General features: G+C 56.1%; 17 protein-coding genes. 6 read left to right on the forward strand and 11 right to left on the reverse strand.

What is annotated here, in order from left to right; translation table 11 throughout:
* Positions 1-6: 6 nt before the first annotated feature.
* Genes ulaD through ulaA form a run of 4 tightly spaced genes read right to left on the reverse strand, consistent with a single transcriptional unit; the run spans position 7 to position 2,865 of the window.
* The gene (gene ulaD / locus AB8818_RS15005; RefSeq protein WP_017694667.1) at positions 7-657 is read right to left on the reverse strand and encodes a 3-keto-L-gulonate-6-phosphate decarboxylase UlaD; all 651 of its coding nucleotides are present in this window, start codon (positions 655-657) and stop codon (positions 7-9) included.
* A gap of 12 nt (positions 658-669) precedes the next feature.
* Positions 670-1,137 (reverse strand): PTS ascorbate transporter subunit IIA, encoded by a 468-nt coding sequence (ulaC, locus tag AB8818_RS15010; RefSeq protein WP_061099468.1) that lies wholly within the window; start codon positions 1,135-1,137, stop codon positions 670-672.
* Between the two features lie 9 nt (positions 1,138-1,146).
* A complete protein-coding gene (ulaB, locus tag AB8818_RS15015; protein ID WP_003856022.1) occupies positions 1,147-1,452 on the reverse strand; it encodes a PTS ascorbate transporter subunit IIB in 306 nt (101 codons plus the stop codon).
* Positions 1,453-1,464: 12 nt separating this feature from the next.
* Complete coding sequence (gene ulaA, locus AB8818_RS15020; RefSeq protein ID WP_080328803.1) at positions 1,465-2,865, reverse strand: PTS ascorbate transporter subunit IIC; 1,401 nt, start codon at positions 2,863-2,865, stop codon at positions 1,465-1,467.
* 359 nt (positions 2,866-3,224) lie between these two features.
* On the opposite strand from ulaA, the gene ulaG reads away from it, so the two are divergent.
* Both ulaG and ulaR read left to right on the forward strand, forming a co-directional pair.
* On the forward strand, positions 3,225-4,289 hold the full coding sequence (gene ulaG, locus AB8818_RS15025) for an L-ascorbate 6-phosphate lactonase (protein ID WP_006810379.1): 1,065 nt from the start codon (positions 3,225-3,227) through the stop codon (positions 4,287-4,289).
* 110 nt (positions 4,290-4,399) lie between these two features.
* Entirely contained in the window at positions 4,400-5,155 is a 756-nt protein-coding gene (gene ulaR / locus AB8818_RS15030) for an HTH-type transcriptional regulator UlaR (protein ID WP_024907324.1), read from the forward strand.
* Here the strand turns inward: ulaR and yjfP are convergent.
* Positions 5,152-5,874, reverse strand: coding sequence for an esterase (yjfP, locus tag AB8818_RS15035; protein ID WP_192984715.1), 723 nt, complete (start codon positions 5,872-5,874; stop codon positions 5,152-5,154). The genes ulaR and yjfP overlap by 4 nt on opposite strands.
* Before the next feature lie 137 nt (positions 5,875-6,011).
* On the opposite strand from yjfP, the gene bsmA reads away from it, so the two are divergent.
* The 3 genes from bsmA (at position 6,012) to AB8818_RS15050 (ending at position 8,868) form a co-directional block, all read left to right on the forward strand.
* Entirely contained in the window at positions 6,012-6,341 is a 330-nt protein-coding gene (bsmA, locus tag AB8818_RS15040) for a biofilm peroxide resistance protein BsmA (RefSeq protein WP_028015263.1), read from the forward strand.
* A 136-nt stretch (positions 6,342-6,477) separates the two neighbouring features.
* Positions 6,478-6,765: a DUF1471 family protease activator YjfN gene (yjfN, locus tag AB8818_RS15045; RefSeq protein ID WP_045134420.1), complete on the forward strand. Its 288-nt coding sequence runs from the start codon at positions 6,478-6,480 to the stop codon at positions 6,763-6,765.
* Between the two features lie 171 nt (positions 6,766-6,936).
* Positions 6,937-8,868 carry a methyl-accepting chemotaxis protein gene (locus AB8818_RS15050; protein ID WP_163330675.1) on the forward strand — a complete coding sequence of 644 codons (1,932 nt, stop codon included), beginning with the start codon at positions 6,937-6,939 and terminating at the stop codon, positions 8,866-8,868.
* Here AB8818_RS15050 and AB8818_RS15055 read toward each other — a convergent pair.
* Positions 8,865-10,487 carry an isovaleryl-CoA dehydrogenase gene (locus AB8818_RS15055; RefSeq protein WP_192984711.1) on the reverse strand — a complete coding sequence of 541 codons (1,623 nt, stop codon included), beginning with the start codon at positions 10,485-10,487 and terminating at the stop codon, positions 8,865-8,867. The two genes, AB8818_RS15050 and AB8818_RS15055, sit on opposite strands and share 4 nt — an antisense overlap.
* 194 nt (positions 10,488-10,681) lie before the next feature.
* Between AB8818_RS15055 and AB8818_RS15060 the strand changes: the two genes are divergently transcribed.
* The gene (locus tag AB8818_RS15060; protein ID WP_192984709.1) at positions 10,682-11,956 is read left to right on the forward strand and encodes an MFS transporter; all 1,275 of its coding nucleotides are present in this window, start codon (positions 10,682-10,684) and stop codon (positions 11,954-11,956) included.
* 91 nt (positions 11,957-12,047) lie between these two features.
* Here the strand turns inward: AB8818_RS15060 and rlmB are convergent, their stop codons facing one another.
* From rlmB to AB8818_RS15085, 5 genes are all read right to left on the reverse strand, one after another.
* On the reverse strand, positions 12,048-12,779 hold the full coding sequence (rlmB, locus tag AB8818_RS15065; protein ID WP_192984707.1) for a 23S rRNA (guanosine(2251)-2'-O)-methyltransferase RlmB: 732 nt from the start codon (positions 12,777-12,779) through the stop codon (positions 12,048-12,050).
* 65 nt (positions 12,780-12,844) lie between these two features.
* Positions 12,845-15,286 carry a ribonuclease R gene (gene rnr, locus AB8818_RS15070; protein WP_192984705.1) on the reverse strand — a complete coding sequence of 814 codons (2,442 nt, stop codon included), beginning with the start codon at positions 15,284-15,286 and terminating at the stop codon, positions 12,845-12,847.
* A 38-nt stretch (positions 15,287-15,324) separates the two neighbouring features.
* Positions 15,325-15,750, reverse strand: a complete 426-nt coding sequence (nsrR, locus tag AB8818_RS15075; RefSeq protein WP_061099476.1) for a nitric oxide-sensing transcriptional repressor NsrR — start codon at positions 15,748-15,750, stop codon at positions 15,325-15,327.
* A 192-nt stretch (positions 15,751-15,942) separates the two neighbouring features.
* Positions 15,943-17,241 (reverse strand): adenylosuccinate synthase, encoded by a 1,299-nt coding sequence (locus AB8818_RS15080; protein WP_024907332.1) that lies wholly within the window; start codon positions 17,239-17,241, stop codon positions 15,943-15,945.
* A gap of 104 nt (positions 17,242-17,345) precedes the next feature.
* Positions 17,346-17,543 carry a DUF2065 domain-containing protein gene (locus tag AB8818_RS15085; protein WP_003855996.1) on the reverse strand — a complete coding sequence of 66 codons (198 nt, stop codon included), beginning with the start codon at positions 17,541-17,543 and terminating at the stop codon, positions 17,346-17,348.
* Positions 17,544-17,554: the final 11 nt, after the last annotated feature.

Here is a 17,554-nt window from a genome sequence, read left to right on the forward strand (position 1 = left end):
CGCTCCTTAGCCCCAAAGCTGAGCGATTGAGCGTTTGAACTGACGCGCCGCTTCGACCGGAGATGCCGCGTCGCGAATGCTGCGGCCGGCGATAAAGACGTGAATTGGGATGCCCTGGAACAGCGGCAGATCTTCCAGCGCCAGGCCACCGGTGACGGTGACTTTGAAGCCCATATCCGCCAGACGCTTAATCGCGCTGATATCCGCTTCGCCCCACGCCACGCCTGCGGCCTGGGCATCGCGGCTGCGGTGGTAAACCACCTGCTGGATGCCCGCTTCGCGCCATTCCTGCGCCTGCTCCCAGGTCCAGAAGCCGGTCAGCTCAATCTGCACGTCGCCGTTAAACTCTTTTGCCACGTCCAGCGCGCCTTTGGCGGTGTTGATATCCGCACAGCAGATCACGGTGACCCAGTCGGCGTTGGCTTCAAAGCACATGCGGGAAAGGATTTTGCCTGCGTCGGCAATTTTGGCATCCGCCAGCACGATTTTGTGCGGATAGAGCGCCTTCAGGTCGCGAACAGCGCGCACGCCTTCGCCCACGCACAGAATGGTCCCCACTTCGATGATATCCACCTCTTCCGCAATCAGGCGGGTGGTTTCGTAAGCGTGAGACAGCGTCTGGTTATCCAGCGCAACTTGCAACATTGGTAATGACATGTTCAATTCCTCTTAAACGGCCGCCGCAGTGGCGTTATCAATTAAATCCAGCACGTCCTGCGCGGTGCGGCAGGCGCGTAAACGGTCAAAATTGGCTTCGTCATCAAACAGATTGACGATCTGCATAATGCCCACCTCCTGGTGGGTGTTGGCATCAACGGCCGCCATGGTGATGAGAATATCGACCGGGTCGTTATCTTCGTGGTTAAACACCAGCGGCGTTTTCAGCGTCACCAGCGCGAAGCCGGTTTTCTTGACGCCCTCTTCCGGGCGGCCGTGCGGCATTGCCAGGCCCGGCGCAATCACAAAGTAGGGGCCGTGCTGCGCCACGCCATCGAGAATGGCCTGGTAATAGCGCGGCTCGACAACGTCCGCCTTAACCAGCAGATCCACACTCAGCTTCACCGCTTCCTGCCAGGTGCTGGCGTCGGCCTGTAAAAGGATGGAGTTATTCTCTGCCAGCGAATCACGTAGTTTCATGTGGCGTCCTTACTTCACGTCTTGTGGGAAGTGCTCTTTGATCACTTCCAGCAGTTTTGGCCCGAAATCCGCAGGCGACAGCATGTTGCGTACGCCTACCACATATTTGTTGCCCGACACGCTAATCTCACCGGCAATGTGAGTTGAAGCGATGATGATGTCCGCGCCGTTCAGTTCACTTTTGTATTCACCCACTGCGCAGCTGTTCACCGTGTGGTCGATGTTTGACTGGGTTAAAAACTGGTCCACTTTCATCTTCATGATCATGGAACTACCTTGCCCATTGCCACACACAGCCAGGATACGTACGGTCATAATCAATACTCCTTAGTGAGCAGAAACTTCTGCTGTTTGTTTTTCCGCATCTTCTTCTGCTCGCAGCGAACGGCCAGCGAAGAACATATAAGCCAGAGCAATCAGGATGATGACGGCCATAAAGACCAGCCCGACGGAGGCAAAGCCCTGCATCATCGGCGGTGCCAGAATTGACCAGTCCGCCATACCCATCCAGGCGCTCATACCGGTGAGCTTGACCGCCCACACGCAACCGAAGATTTCCACCATGCCCATCACCAGGCAGATCTTGAGCGCCGCGCGCCAGCCGCCGAAGTGGTTAGCAAACACGCCGATGGTGGCGTTGGAGAAGAACATCGGGATAAAGCCAGGAATAATCAGGATTGAGGAACCGCAACCCACCAGAATGCCCACCGCAATCAGCTGGCCGATGGTGCCCCACATAAAGCCCCAGACGACGGCGTTTGGCGCAAAGCTATAGATAGCCGCACAGTCAATCGCCAGTACCGCACCAGGGATCAGGCGCTGAGAGATACCGTTGAAGGCTTCCGACAGTTCGGCGACGAACATACGTACGCCCTGAGTGATGATGAAAATCGCCACCGCGAAGGAGAAGCCGGTCTGCAGGATATAGACCGTCCAGTGGGTTTTCCCTGCCATCGCCTGCACCACGTCAATACCGAAGGAGAGCAGAATGGCGCCGAAGAAGATGGTCATCACAATCGCGGTCGAAACGATGTTGTCATGGAAGATATTGAGCCAGCCCGGCAGCTTAAGGTCTTCAACGCTCTCTTCTTTTTTGCCCAGGTACGGCGCAACTTTATAAGCAAGCCAGGCGGCAAACTGCTGCTGGTGACCGATGGAGAAGCCGCAGCCGTCAGTCACTATCTGCGTTGGCTTGTACATCATGTTGGAGGTGATACCCCAGTAGAGCGAGACCAGCACGGCGGTGCAGATGATCGTGGTCCACATGGGGTAGCCGAAGATATAGAGAGAAACCGCGATCAGCCCCGCCTGCTGGAACATAATGTGCCCGGTGAGCATGATGGTGCGAATACCGGTAATGCGGCGCAGCAGAACATAGATAATGTTCAGCGCCAGCGCGAGCAGAACCGCATATCCCACCCAGCTATAGGCGTCGCCCATGCGATCGATGGTCGCCATCATTGAGGCGTAGGTATCAGAGATAGCCCCGTTAATGCCGTACACTTCCGACATTTTGGCGACAACTGGCTTAAACGTGCTGGTCAGAATGCCTGACCCCGCCTGTAACAACATGAAACCGATAATGGTTTTGATGGTGCCTTTAATAATCACGCTGACGCTTTTGCGCAGCAGGATGTACCCCAGGCACGTCACGATACCCAGCAACAGCGGGGCGTTGGTCATTACCTGATTAAAGAAAACGGTAAAGACGTTGTAGAGGATCTCCATAACTCTCTCCAGAAATGAGAACACAAGGGGCAATCCCTGTGCGGTTGGTGTCATCACTCTATTAATCACAAATAATCACCACAAGATTGCATTTGATTATTTGTGACGCATCACGCAATTTATTTCCATGCTGTTAGTAATGATTTTCACTACCGTACCGTGAAAATAAATTAATCCTTATAATTCATTAGATTAATGTTTGATATGCGATACTCTAACAAGTAAATAGCGGAGAGTCCGTGAAGTCGCGCAGATAAAATTCCTCATTTTTATCATTGCAAAGCGCGTTAAATGGTGCCAGCATTAATCACAACAAATCACCATGTGATTACTTTTGATTAAACCCAGGAGTCAAAACGATGAGTAAAGTGAAAACCATCACCCGTGAATCATGGATTCTGAGCACATTCCCGGAGTGGGGTAGCTGGCTGAACGAAGAGATCGAGCAGGAACAGGTTGCTCCTGGCACGTTTGCAATGTGGTGGCTGGGCTGCACCGGTATCTGGCTGAAATCAGAAGGCGGCGCCAATATCTGCGTTGATTTCTGGTGCGGCACCGGCAAGCAGAGCCACGGTAATCCGCTGATGAAAAAAGGCCACCAGATGCAGCGCATGGCCGGCGTTGAAAAACTGCAGCCGAACCTGCGCACCACGCCGTTTGTGCTTGATCCGTTTGCCATTCGTCAGATCGACGCTGTGCTTTCTACCCACGATCATAACGATCATATTGACGTGAACGTGGCGGCAGCGGTAATGCAAAACTGCGCGGACGACGTACCCTTTATCGGGCCGCAAACCTGCGTAGATCTCTGGATTGGCTGGGGCGTGCCGAAAGAGCGCTGCATCGTAATGAAGCCTGGCGACGTGGTGAAAATCAAAGACATTGAAATCCACGCCCTGGATGCCTTTGACCGTACCGCACTGATTACCCTGCCGGCCGACCAGAAAGCTGCGGGCGTACTGCCGGACGGCATGGACGAGCGCGCGGTGAACTACCTGTTCAAGACGCCGGGCGGCTCCCTGTACCACAGCGGTGACTCCCACTACTCCAACTATTACGCGAAGCACGGCAACGAACATCAGATTGACGTAGCGCTGGGCTCGTACGGCGAAAACCCGCGCGGTATTACGGACAAAATGACCAGCGCCGACATGCTGCGTATGGCGGAAGCGCTGAATACCAAAGTGGTTATTCCGTTCCACCACGATATCTGGTCAAACTTCCAGGCCGATCCGCAGGAAATCCGCGTGCTGTGGGAGATGAAAAAAGACCGCCTGAAGTATGGCTTTAAGCCGTTTATCTGGCAGGTCGGCGGCAAGTTCACCTGGCCTCTGGACAAAGACAATCTCGAATATCACTACCCACGCGGTTTCGATGATTGCTTCACCATTGAGCCCGATCTTCCGTTCAAGTCCTTCCTCTGATTATGAGGCCACATCGCCAGACCCTGTGTCTGGCGATTTCATATTTATTTTAGTAATTTCACGCTATTTCAAATATCATCTTTTCAAATCAATTCTTATCGGAATAGCTCATGACGGAAGCGCAACGGCATCAAATTTTACTGGAACTCCTGGCGCAAACAGGGTTTATCACCGTCGAGAAAGTGATCGAACGTTTAGGCATCTCCCCCGCTACCGCGCGGCGGGACATCAACAAGCTGGATGAGAGCGGCAAGCTGAAAAAAGTCCGCAACGGCGCGGAAGCCATCAGCCAGCAGCGTCCACGCTGGTCGCCGATGAATATCCATCAGGCGCAGAATCACGATGAAAAGGTACGGATTGCCAGAGCGGCATCGCAGCTGGTGAACCCCGGTGAGAGCGTCGTCATCAACTGCGGCTCCACGGCGTTTTTGCTGGGTCGCGAGATGTGCGGCAAGCCGGTGCAAATCATCACCAACTATTTGCCGCTGGCTAACTACCTGATCGATCAGGAACATGAGAGCGTGGTGATCATGGGCGGCCAGTACAATAAAAGCCAGTCCATCACGCTCAGCCCACAGGACAGCGAAAACAGTCTCTACGCCGGGCACTGGATGTTTACCAGCGGCAAAGGCCTGACCGCTGACGGTTTGTATAAAACCGATATGCTGACCGCAATGGCGGAACAAAACATGCTTAACGTTGTGGGCAAGCTCGTAGTGCTGGTCGACAGCAGCAAAGTCGGTGAACGCGCAGGCATGCTGTTCAGCCGCGCAGAACAGATCGACATGGTGATCACCGGCAAAGGGGCGAACCCCGAGATCCTCCAGAAGCTGGAAGATCAGGGCGTCAAAGTCCTGCGCGTTTAAAGGTGCTGGCGGAAAAATGCCACCGTGGCGTCCAGCGCCGTTGGCGTGATGCGGTGGCGGACGCCCGATTCCCACAAACAGGTCAGATTAGCGTCCAGTCCTTCATTCTTTAACGCCTGTTGCAGGCGGAAGGTTCCGTCCGGCGGCACCACATCATCCGCATCACCGTGCCACAGCAGCAGCGGGCGATCGGCAAGGCGCGGCAATGCCCGGGTCACTTCCCACTCTGCCAGCATCGCCGCAATTTGCGTTAAATCCTGAGGGGGGAAAAGCGTCTTCGCCAGCGAGGTAAAATAGCCCGAGCCCATCAGACAGGCGACAGACATCACGTCAGGATGATGCGTCATAATCCCCAGCGCCGTCATACCGCCCATCGACGCCCCGGCCACCGCCAGCCGATTATCGGCCACCAGCCCTGCCTCATAAAGCGCATCGCGCAGCCCGGCAAACTCGGTCAGGCTGCCGTGCAGAATGTGCCAGAACTGCCCAAGCCGCGCATGTCCATCGCCCGTGAAGCGCGCCCCGTGGTCAGGGGCATCCGGCATCACCACGCGAAAACCCGCCTGCGCCAGCGCCACCGCAAAATAGCTGTAAACCAGTTTAGAGGAGGTAAACCCATGATAAAAAACCACAACAGGCAGCGGTTTATCACGTTTTCCTGCCGGCACGGCATGTAAAATTTCATGTTCACCGAGATGGCGTATTTCAATTTCAATCATTGTCGACCCTGTACGAATGAATGATTCATAATGTTGAGAACTGGGTTACGGTTTGACGCTATTTTCATTCGAAAATAGCGTACCAGATAACACTTCGGGAACATTCCCCCAAAACTAAATTCGCAGACAACTACACTATGGCTAACAGGAAACGAGATATGGTTATGCACAGGTTTGCTGCTTTATTGCTGGTGTTTCTGCTCAGCGGCTGTAGCGCACTGCAAGGTACACCGCAACCCGCTCCCCCGGTTGCCGATCATCCGCAGGAGATTCGTCGTAATCAGACGGAAGGATTACAGCGAATGGGCACCGTCTCCGCGCTGGTTCGCGGTTCGCCGGATGACGCAGAAGACGCAATAAAGGCACAAGCCGTCGCCGCCAAAGCAGATTATTACGTCATTATTATGATCGACGAAACCATCATAACGGGACAGTGGTATTCACAAGCCATTTTGTACCGAAAATAATGGTTTACCTTTGAACGAGATTTACACTGCTTTGCGTCCATAGACATTTTCCTGTCCACAATAAACTCCATGCCAGCGACAAGGAATGGGAGTTTATTCGCGAAGGATTGCCCGGCGGATACCGGAAATATGTGAAATGGAGCTGACGATGAAACGAACTCTTGCTTTGACCTCTCTGTTGCTCTCAGCAGGCCTTGTGAGCACCACCGCGCAGTCAGCAGAATTCGCCAGTGCGGATTGCGTAACGGGTCTGAATGAAATAGGCCATATCTCCGTCAATAACATTTCGGGGAGCCCGCAAGACGTTGAACGTATCGTGGCATTAAAGGCCGATGAACAGGGCGCGTCATGGTATCGCATCATCCAGATGCAGGAAGATAACCATATCGATCACTGGCGGGTACAGGCCATTCTCTACGTATAAGTCCTTCCTGATAAAAGCCACTTATTTTTAGTGGCTTTTCGTTTTTGCAAATTTTTTATCTATTTTTAAACCACTCAAAAACAATAAAATAACATTTTGTTACATTAATTCAGTAAACGTAATCTCCGCTCTGCCGTTGAAGAACCATACCTTTTCAATGATGAGCAATTTATGATCAATTTTTTCCGCCGTGCGGGTCTTGGAACAAAGCTGTCGCTGCTGACGGGCGTCAGTGTCGCCACGCTGTTTCTGCTTTTCACTTTCCTGCTCAGCCAAAAAGCCAGCCAGCAGCTTGAAGCCCTCGCGGTAGAAGATCTGCATAATCAGTCCACCGGTATGGTCGACATGGTGCAGATGTTTAATACCAGCCTGAGCGAGGAAGTCGAAAGCTATACCAGACTGTTTACAACATTTCTGCCCCAGCCGTTTAGCGTCGATACTAATCAGACCCGGACCATTAACGGGCTCACCGTTCCCCTGCTGAAAGGGGGCGACGCTGAACTCCATGAAAACACGACATTTTCTGATGACTTTCTGAGTCGTACAGGAGCAATCTCCACGCTGTTTGTTCGCAGCGGTAATGACTTCATTCGCGTTGCCACTTCCCTGCGCAAAGAGAATGGCGATCGCGCCATGGGAACCGTTCTGGACGCGAGCAGCCCGGCGTTTGCCGCCGTCAGCAAAGGTGAAGTCTACCGCGGCCTGGCGCTCCTGTTTGGCAAACGCTACATCACCCAGTACCAGCCCGTGAAGGATAGTGAAGGCCAGGTCATTGGGATCATCTTCGTTGGGGTGGATATCACTCACTCCTGGAACGTCATGCGCGAGAAAATCCTTAACCGCCGCCTGGGCGAGAGCGGGCACTTCTTTGTGCTGGACCGCAGCAACGGCAAAACGCGCGGTCAGTATCTGTTCCATGCCAGCGAAGAGGGAAAACAGCCGAAGTGGGATAGCGCCACCCAACAGCAGCTGCTGAGCGATTCCTCAGGTACGCTGGAACGCGTAAGCGACGACGGCCGCACGCTGAAAATGGCCTATACGCCGCTGCCCGGCTGGAACTGGACCATCGTCGGTGAAGTGGATAAATCAGTCCTGCTCGCGAGCGTTAACACCATGCGCGACCGTTTCCTGCTGGCCGGCGTAGCGTTGTCAGTCCTCTTCGCGGGCCTGTTTGTGGTGCTTATTCGCCGGATGCTGACCCGTCCGCTGCGTAACGTGATTGACCTGGCCCGCCAGTATGCCGCAGGCGATTTGCGCTCCAGCCTGCCCGTCACCCGTCAGGATGAGGTTGGTCAGCTGGTTGATGCCATCAACGGTATTGGCGATGGGCTACAAAAAATTGTCCTGCAGGTCCGTGAAGCCGCGGGCGAGATCCATCTGGGCACCAATGCGCTGGCCTCCGATACCGGAGACATCTCCGAGCAGATCAACAAGCAGGCCAGCAGCGTGGAAGAAACCTCCGCCAGCATGGAGCAACTGGCCGCAACTGTGCAGCAAAATGCCGCCAACATGGAGCAAACGCAGCAGTTGGTAGGTGAAACCTCACGCGCGGTTCATCAGGGTGGTGAAACGGTAACCCATGCGGTTGCCACGATGGACGACATTCGCGAAGCGTCAAAACGCATCGAAGACATCACGCGCGTAATCGAGTCCATCGCGTTCCAGACCAATATTCTGGCGCTGAATGCGGCGGTTGAAGCAGCACGCGCAGGGGAGCACGGAAAAGGGTTTGCGGTGGTCGCGCAGGAAGTTCGCGCCCTGGCAGGACGCAGCGCTAACGCGGTGAAGGAGATTGAACAGCTGATTGGCGATACGCTACGGAAAGTGGGCGAAGGCCACGCGCTGTCTGAACAGACGCGTCTGGCGATGGATTCCATCATCGTTCATATCGACAACATCAGCCAGCTGGTCACGGAGATTAACCATGCGTCACGCGAGCAGTCCGCGGGGATCGGCCAGGTCAATCTTGCGATGACCCACATTGGCGAAGCGTCGCATATCAACGCCGATCGCATCTCACGCAGCGAGCAAACCGCACGCACGCTGCGCGAGAAAGGGTCACACCTTACCCAACTGGTCAGCCTGTTCCAGCTTAAGCGCTAGCCAACCCTGCCCGTGGCGCGCAGCAGCAGATCGCTTTGCACCTGCTCGCTCATCAGCGTACCGCCACGGGTATCCAGCATCATGCGGCACCACGCCTGCGCCACGGGCGGCGATGCGTGCCGCAGCATCTGGCTTCCGGCGCCCAGCAAAAAGAGCTGCCGCGCGATCTCCCTCCCCTGTGCCTCCTGCGGTTTACGCAGCTTTTGCTGAAGCTGCCGCCAGCTGCGGTCAAAGTGTCGGTCCTGTCCTTTCACCTGGGCAAACTCATCGGCAAGCAGGTCGTGGATCCCTGGCTGCTTCGCCAGCACGCGCAGCACGTCCAGGCACATGATATTTCCCGATCCTTCCCAGATGCTGTTCACCGGCATCTCGCGATACAGGCGCGGAAGTTCACTCTCCTCGCAATACCCTACGCCGCCCAACACCTCCATCGCCTCCGCGACAAACGGAATGCCCGCTTTGCACACGCTAAATTTTGCAGCCGGGGTAAAAAGCCTTGCCCAGGCGGCCTCCTGCGGCTCGGTACGGTTATCCCACGCCCTGGCCAGGCGGAACAGCAGCGCCGTTTGCCCCTCCAGCACCAGCGCCATGCGGCTTAACGCTTCGCGCATTAACGGCTGATCGATGAGATTTTTGCCGAAGGTTTGCCGCTGATGGGCATGGTACAGCGCCACCGAGAGCGCCCGACGCATCAGCCCGTGGCTGCCCAGGGCGCAGTCAAAGCGCGTCAGACCGCCCATTTTGAGGATCTGCCGTACCCCTTCGCCCTCTTCCCCCAGCAGCCAGCCGGAAGCGTCGAGGAACTCCGCCTCACTGCTGGCGTTGGAGCGGTTGCCAAGCTTCTCTTTCAGACGCTCAAGGCGCACGGCGTTGCGCTGTCCGTCGGGCAAGAAACGCGGAACAAAAAAGCAGGACAAACCGCCTTTCGCCTGCGCCAGCACCAGATGCGCATCGCTCTGCGGCACGGAGAAAAACCACTTGTGCCCCACCAGCCGGTAGCTGCCGTCGCTGCATTTTTCCGCTCTGGTGGTATTGCTGAGCACGTCTGAGCCGCCCTGCTTTTCCGTCATCCCCATGCCGATCAGCAGGCCGCGCTTTTGCCCACCCGGCGCGAGATGGGGATCGTAGCGATCGCTCATCAGCGGCATTAACCAGCCATGAAACGGTTTGGGCAGCGACTGCTGCAACAGCGGCGTGGCGGCAAAGGTCATGGTCACCGGGCATAACGTCCCCGCTTCTACCTGAGCATGGAGCACGAAGCGCGCGGCCCTGGCGACAAAAGAGCCTTTTCGCGCTTCTTCCTCCCATGCCAGATTATGTACCCGGTTGGCGCAGAGCCCCTGCATCAGCAGGTGCCACGCGGGGTGAAAGCGAACGTCATCCAGCCGCTCTCCGGTGGCGTCGTAGCGTAATAGCTCCGGTGGATTCACGTTCGCGAGCCTGCCCAGCTCCAGCGATTCCGCCGTACCCAACTGCTGACCAATGCTGGCGAGGAGTTCTATATCCCACTCGGCCCCTTCACGCGCCACCGCATCACGCAGGGCGCAGTCTGAAAGGAAAAGGTTGCTGTTAGAGAGTGGGGCAGGTTGATTAAAAACGGTATGGGTCTGCCAGTGCATGCTGTCTCCCTCCTTCAGTGGCAATGAAGGTAAGTATGGACAGACCGCGTGCACGCTGTATGGGATTGAGGTCACACGGTGGTGATCCCGCTGATATCATTCGTGAAATAGCTCACAGAACATAAGAATAAACTATTTCATTACCCCGCTTATGTTGAATAATTTATTCTTAACCCGTCTTTGTGAGGATCGTTATGCAACAGGATGCGCACAAGCGTGCATTAATTGCAGGCTCCATTGGTAACTTCATCGAGTGGTATGAGTTTGCGGTCTACGGTTTTCTGGCGACCGTGATTGCGAAGAACTTCTTCCAGCTTGAGGGAGAGGCGGGACTGACCAGTCTGATCCTCACCTGGGCCTCGTTTGCCATCGCCTTCTTCTTCCGTCCGCTGGGTGCGGTGGTATTTGGCCGAATTGGCGACAGGATTGGGCGAAAACCGACGCTGATTATTGTGCTGGTGCTGATGACGCTCGCCACCACGGCCATCGGCATCGTGCCCGTCTACGCCAGTATCGGCATTGCTGCGCCGTTAATCATTACGCTGCTGCGCATCCTGCAGGGGCTGTTCGCGGGCGGCGAGTACGGCGGTGCGGTCTCGCTGATGACCGAGTTCGCCCCGCGCGGCAAGCGCGGCCTGTACGGCGCGTGGCAGTCCTTTACCGTAGCGCTCGGGCTGTTAGCGGGCGCTGCTATTGTCGCGCTGCTCTCTGCCGTTCTTACCCCTGAAGACCTGCATGACTGGGGCTGGCGCATTCCGTTCTTCCTTGCCCTGCCGATGGGTGCGGTCGCGCTATGGCTGCGGGTGAGTATGGAAGAGACGCCGAGCTTTGTGCAGCAGCAGGAAAAACCGGCTGCTGCTCAGGCCAGCACTTCCGCCACGCTCAAAACCATCCTGATGGGCATTGGGCGCGTGATGGTCTGGTCCGCGGCGGGATATACCTATCTGGTGATTATGCCAACCTACCTGCAGTCGGCGCTGCACACCGGCTTTAACCAGGCGCTGCTGATCGCGGTGATTTCGAATATCGGCTTTGCGCTGACGATTATCCCGGCCGGGATCCTGAGCGACAGGATTGGCCGCCGCACGGTGATGATTATCGCTACCGCGCTGCTGCTGATCCTCGCCCTGCCGCTGCTGAAAATTCTTCAGGCGGAGTCGAGCACGCTGGCGGTGAAGGCTGGTGTGGTACTCATTGCGGGCGGTCTGGTGGGCATGCTGGCGGGGCCGGGCCCGGCAATGCTATCTGAGATGTTCCCGACTCGCGTGCGCTATACGGGGCTGGGGCTGGCCTACTCTTTGTCGAACGCGATTTTCTCAGGATGTGCAGGGCTAATCATTACCGGGCTGATTAAGCAGACGGGCAACCTGGATATTCCGGCGTATTACGTGATGGCGACGGCGGTAGTGAGTATTTTCGCGCTGATGACGCTGAGGAAGGATGACCATTTGCGGTTGCTGGAGGAGTGAGGTTAATGCCCGGTGGCGCTGCGCTTACCGGGCCTACGGTACCGTGCCTTTGTAGGCCGGGTAAGGCGAAGCCGCCACCCGGCACAACAGGCTACCCGCGCTGGCGCACCGCTTCAAACAGGCAGATGCCCGTCGCAACGGAAACGTTCAGAGACGACACGCTGCCCGCCATCGGGATGCTAATCAGCTCGTCGCAGTGTTCGCGGGTCAGACGACGCATGCCTTCGCCTTCCGCTCCCATAACCAGCGCCAGACGGCCGGTCATTTTGCTCTGGTACAGAGTATGATCCGCTTCACCGGCGGTACCGACGATCCAGATGTTCTCTTCCTGCAGCATACGCATGGTGCGCGCCAGGTTGGTCACGCGGATCAGCGGAACGTTTTCCGCCGCGCCGCAGGCCACTTTCTTCGCAGTCGCGTTCAGCTGTGCGGAGCGATCTTTCGGCACGATCACCGCGTGCACGCCCGCCGCATCGGCGCTGCGCAGGCACGCGCCGAGGTTATGCGGATCGGTTACGCCATCGAGGATCAGGAAGAACGGGTTATCCAGCCCGGCAATCAGATCCGGCAGATCGTTTTCCTGATACTGACGGCCCGGCTTCACGCGGGCAATAATCCCCTGGTGCACCGCGCCTTCGCTTTTCTCATCCAGGAACTGGCGGTTAGCCAGCTGGATCACCACGCCCTGCGCTTCCAGCGCGTGGATCAGCGGCATCAGACGCTTATCTTCACGTCCTTTCAGAATAAACACTTCCTGAAAACGCTCCGGTGCGCGCTCGAGAAGGGCCTGCACCGCGTGGATGCCGTAAATCATTTCACTCATTGATGGTTCTCGTAATAAGTATTTCCCCTCTCCCGGTTGGGGAGAGGGTCAGGGTGAGGGGAGAATTACTCCGCCTGCTTTTTCTTGGCCGCGCGCTTCGCTTTGGTGGCGGCAGCAATTTTCTGCGTTTTCGCGGAAGGCTTTTTCGCTGAACGGGCTTCTTTCTTCGCCGCCTTCGGCTTCTGTTTCTTCTCGCCGCGGAACGCGCTGTCCGGCTCGAAGTTTACCTTTTTGCCTGCCTGCCGACGTTTACCGCTCGCTTTACCGTTGCCGCCCTTTTTCGCCCTTTCACGCTCGGTTTTACCGACGTTACGCGGCGCGCGCTCGCTGGAGATCAGGCTGAAGTCGATTTTACGGTCGTCCATATTCACGGCTTCAACCTTCACTTCCACACGGTCGCCCAGACGATAGGTCTGGCCGCCAGATTCGCCAATCAGGCGCTGGCCGACCTGGTCGAAGCGGTAGTAGTCGTTATCCAGGCTGGAGACGTGCACCAGGCCGTCGATGAACAGCTCATCCAGACGAACGAAGAAACCAAAGCCGGTAACGCTGGCAATCACGCCTTTAAAGACATTGCCCACCTGGTCCAGCATAAAGTCACACTTCAGCCAGTCCGCTACGTCACGCGTGGCTTCATCAGCACGGCGTTCGGTCATGGAACAGTGCTGGCCCAGCTGCAGCATCTCTTCCATCGAATAGTGATACCCGCCGGTTTCGGTGGTGTTCCCTTTATGACCCAGCTCCTGCGCCAGCAGATACTTGATCGCACGGTGCAGGGACAGGTCAGGATAGCGGCGGATCGGCGAGGTAAAGTGCGCGTAAGACTGCAGCGCCAGGCCGAAGTGCCCCCGGTTTTCCGGATCGTAAATAGCCTGCTTCATAGAGCGCAGCAGCATCGTCTGCAGCATTTCTGCGTCAGGACGGTCGCCAATGGACTCCAGCAGCTCGGCGTAATCACGCGGCTCTGGCTTGTTACCGCCAGGCAGCTCCAGACCCAGTTCAGCCAGCACGGAGCGGAACGCGGTGATGGCTTCCGTCGACGGCTTATCGTGGATACGGAACAGCGCAGGCTCTTTGGCTTTCTCAACAAATCTCGCCGCCGAGATGTTCGCCAGAATCATACACTCTTCGATCAGCTTGTGCGCATCGTTACGCTGGGTCTGCTCGATACGCTCAATGCGGCGTTCCGCATTGAAGATAAACTTCGCTTCTTCGCTCTCAAAGGAGATCCCGCCGCGCTCTTCGCGCGCCTGATCCAGCGTTTTGTAGAGGTTATGCAGCTCTTCGATGTGCTTAACCAGCGGCGCGTACTGCTCGCGAAGATCCTGGTCGCCCTGCAGCATATGCCAGACCTTGGTATAGGTCAGACGCGCGTGCGAGCTCATCACCGCTTCGTAGAATTTGTAGCCCGTTAAGCGCCCTTTGGTGGAGATAGTCATCTCGCAAACCATACAGAGGCGGTCAACCTGCGGGTTAAGGGAACACAGGCCGTTTGAGAGCACTTCCGGCAGCATCGGTACAACCTGAGACGGGAAGTAGACCGACGTACCGCGGCTGCGCGCTTCGTTATCCAGCGGCGTGTGCGGACGAACGTAGTAGCTTACGTCAGCAATCGCCACCCACAGACGCCAGCCGCCGCCGCGTTTTTTCTCGCAGTAGACGGCGTCATCGAAGTCGCGGGCATCTTCACCATCAATGGTGACCAGCGGCAGGGAGCGCAGATCCACACGGCCCGCTTTGGACTCTTCCGGCACTTCTTCACGCAGGTTTTCAATCTGCTCCTCGACCGCTTTCGGCCAGACGTACGGGATCTCATGCGTGCGCAGCGCCATATCGACGGCCATGCCGGTGCCCATGTTATCGCCCAGCACTTCGACGATTTTCCCGACCGCTTTGGTGCGACGGGTTGGGCGCTGGGTAAGTTCCACCACCACCACAAAGCCCATGCGCGCGCCCATCACCTCTTCAGGTGGGATCAGAATATCGAAGCTCAGACGGCTGTCGTCCGGCACAACAAAACCCACGCCCGCATCGGTAAAGTAGCGGCCCACAATCTGGCTGGTTTTCGGCACCAGCACGCGAACCACGCGCGCCTCGCGGCGGCCTTTACGGTCGGCACCCAGCGGCTGCGCCAGGATCTGGTCGCCGTGGATACACATTTTCATCTGTTCGGATGAGAGATACAGATCGTCTTTACGGCCTTCCACGCGCAGGAAGCCAAAGCCGTCACGGTGACCAATCACGGTGCCTTTCAGCAGGTCGAGGCGTTCAGGCAGCGCGTAGCACTGGCGGCGGGTAAAGACCAACTGCCCGTCGCGCTCCATGGCGCGCAGGCGGCGGCGAAGGGCTTCAATTTGCTCTTCACCTTCAATATTTAATTCAACGGCAAGTTCTTCACGATTGGCGGGTTTTTCGCGTTTTGTTAAGTGTTCAATGATGAACTCGCGGCTGGGAATAGGATTCGCGTATTTTTCGGCTTCGCGTTCCTGGAAAGGATCTTGTGACATGTCGGTTCCTCCGTTGTCAGCTCCGGTGGAAATTTTCTTCATTCCACCAGCAATAATTTATAAAGCGGTTGATTCTCTTCAACCAAATCGGCCAGCGTGTAGTTATCCAGTTCCTTGAGAAAACTTTGCACGGCCTTAGAAAGCGCCTGTTTCAGGCGGCAAGCGGGCGTAATGTGGCAGAACTCGCTGCTGCAGTTCACCAGAGACAAGGGCTCCAGCTCGCGTACCACATCCCCGATACGAATACTCTGTGCCGGTTTACCAAGACGGATCCCTCCATTCTTCCCGCGGACGGCAGCAACGTATCCGGCACGGCTAAGTTGATTGATTATTTTGACCATATGATTACGGGATACACCGTATACCTCTGTCACTTCAGAGATACTGGTCATCTTCCCTTCGGGTAACGACGCCATGTAAATCAGCGCGCGTAAGCCGTAATCGGTGAAACTTGTTAACTGCACATCAACCTCAGGAAAAAGGGAAATCGCGGTCAAACCGCTGAGATATTCATTAATGATGATAAACCAGCCAGATAGTTAGGGGCTAATTTATTTGACAGACGGGGCGAAAAAGCGGAGATCCAGGAGCGGTCGCCGGTTGGCGCTACGCTTATCCGGCCTGCGGGTCTCCCCGCAGGCCAGCAGTCACGAAGATTATGCGTCGAACGGGTCGCGCAGAATCATCGTTTCAGTACGATCCGGGCCGGTAGAAATAATATCGATCGGCACTTCGGTCAGTTCTTCGATGCGCTTGATGTAATCCAGCGCCGCCTGCGGCAGGCCGCTACGCTCTTTCACACCGAAAGTGGTCTCAGACCAGCCCGGCATGGTTTCGTAGATTGGCTCGATGCCTTCCCAGTCGTCAGCGGCCAGCGGAGTGGTGGTCACTTCACGGCCATCTGGCATACGGTAGCCTACGCAGATTTTCACTTCTTTCAGGCCGTCCAACACGTCCAGCTTGGTCAGGCAGAAGCCAGACAAGGAGTTGATCTGCACTGCACGACGCACTGCAACCGCATCCAGCCAGCCGGTACGACGACGACGACCGGTGGTCGCGCCAAACTCGTTACCCTGCTTGCACAGGAACTCGCCGGTTTCATCAAACAGTTCGGTCGGGAATGGACCCGCACCCACGCGAGTGGAGTACGCTTTGATGATGCCCAGAACGTAATCCACATAACGTGGACCCAGGCCAGAGCCGGTCGCCACGCCACCCGCGGTGGTGTTAGAGGAGGTTACGTACGGATAGGTACCGTGGTCGATGTCCAGCAGCGTACCCTGCGCACCTTCGAACATGACGAAATCGCCACGCTTGCGCGCCTGGTCCAGCAGATCGGACACATCAACAACCATACCGGTCAGAATGTCTGCAATCGCCATGACGTCATCCAGCACTTTCTGGTAGTCAACAGCGTCAGCTTTGTAGAAGTTCACCAGCTGGAAGTTGTGATATTCCATCACTTCTTTCAGTTTTTCAGCGAAGGTCGCTTTGTCGAAGAGGTCGCCCACGCGCAGACCGCGACGTGCAACTTTATCTTCGTAAGCCGGGCCGATACCACGACCGGTGGTGCCGATTGCTTTCGCGCCGCGCGCTTTTTCACGTGCTACGTCCAGCGCCACGTGATAGTCCAGGATCAGCGGGCAGGCTTCGGAGAGCAGCAGACGCTCACGAACAGGGATACCACGGTCTTCCAGACCTTTCATCTCTTTCATCAGCGCAGCAGGAGACAGCACAACGCCGTTACCGATGATGCTGGTGACGTTATCGCGAAGAATGCCTGATGGAATAAGATGGAGGACGGTTTTTTCACCGTTGATTACGAGAGTATGGCCTGCGTTGTGACCGCCCTGGTAGCGTACAACATATTTAGCCCGTTCAGTCAGAAGATCAACAATCTTCCCTTTACCTTCGTCACCCCATTGGGTGCCCAGTACGACGACGTTGTTACCCATTTTTTTCAAAATCACCGTTTGCTTAAAAATGGATTCTACCATCGCTTTTTCAGATATACAGCACTTTTTGACCCTAAAATATGCCAATTGCGGCTAGTTTTTGATCAGCCAATCGTTTTCCTCAACATGTAGTAGATAACGATACCGGCAACCACAAGACCACCGCCGAAACGACGCAAGATATTATCCGGCAGCTGGCTCATGGTCGCGATCATACGACGCCATGCGCGCGGATAGAGCATCGGGCCGAGGCCTTCCAGCACCAGAACCAGGGCCAGCGCAAGCCAGATCGTTGAATTCATTTTTCATCCTT

This window comes from Enterobacter sp. KB-280D8, assembly GCF_041399405.1.
Lineage (GTDB): Bacteria > Pseudomonadota > Gammaproteobacteria > Enterobacterales > Enterobacteriaceae > Enterobacter > Enterobacter cloacae_N.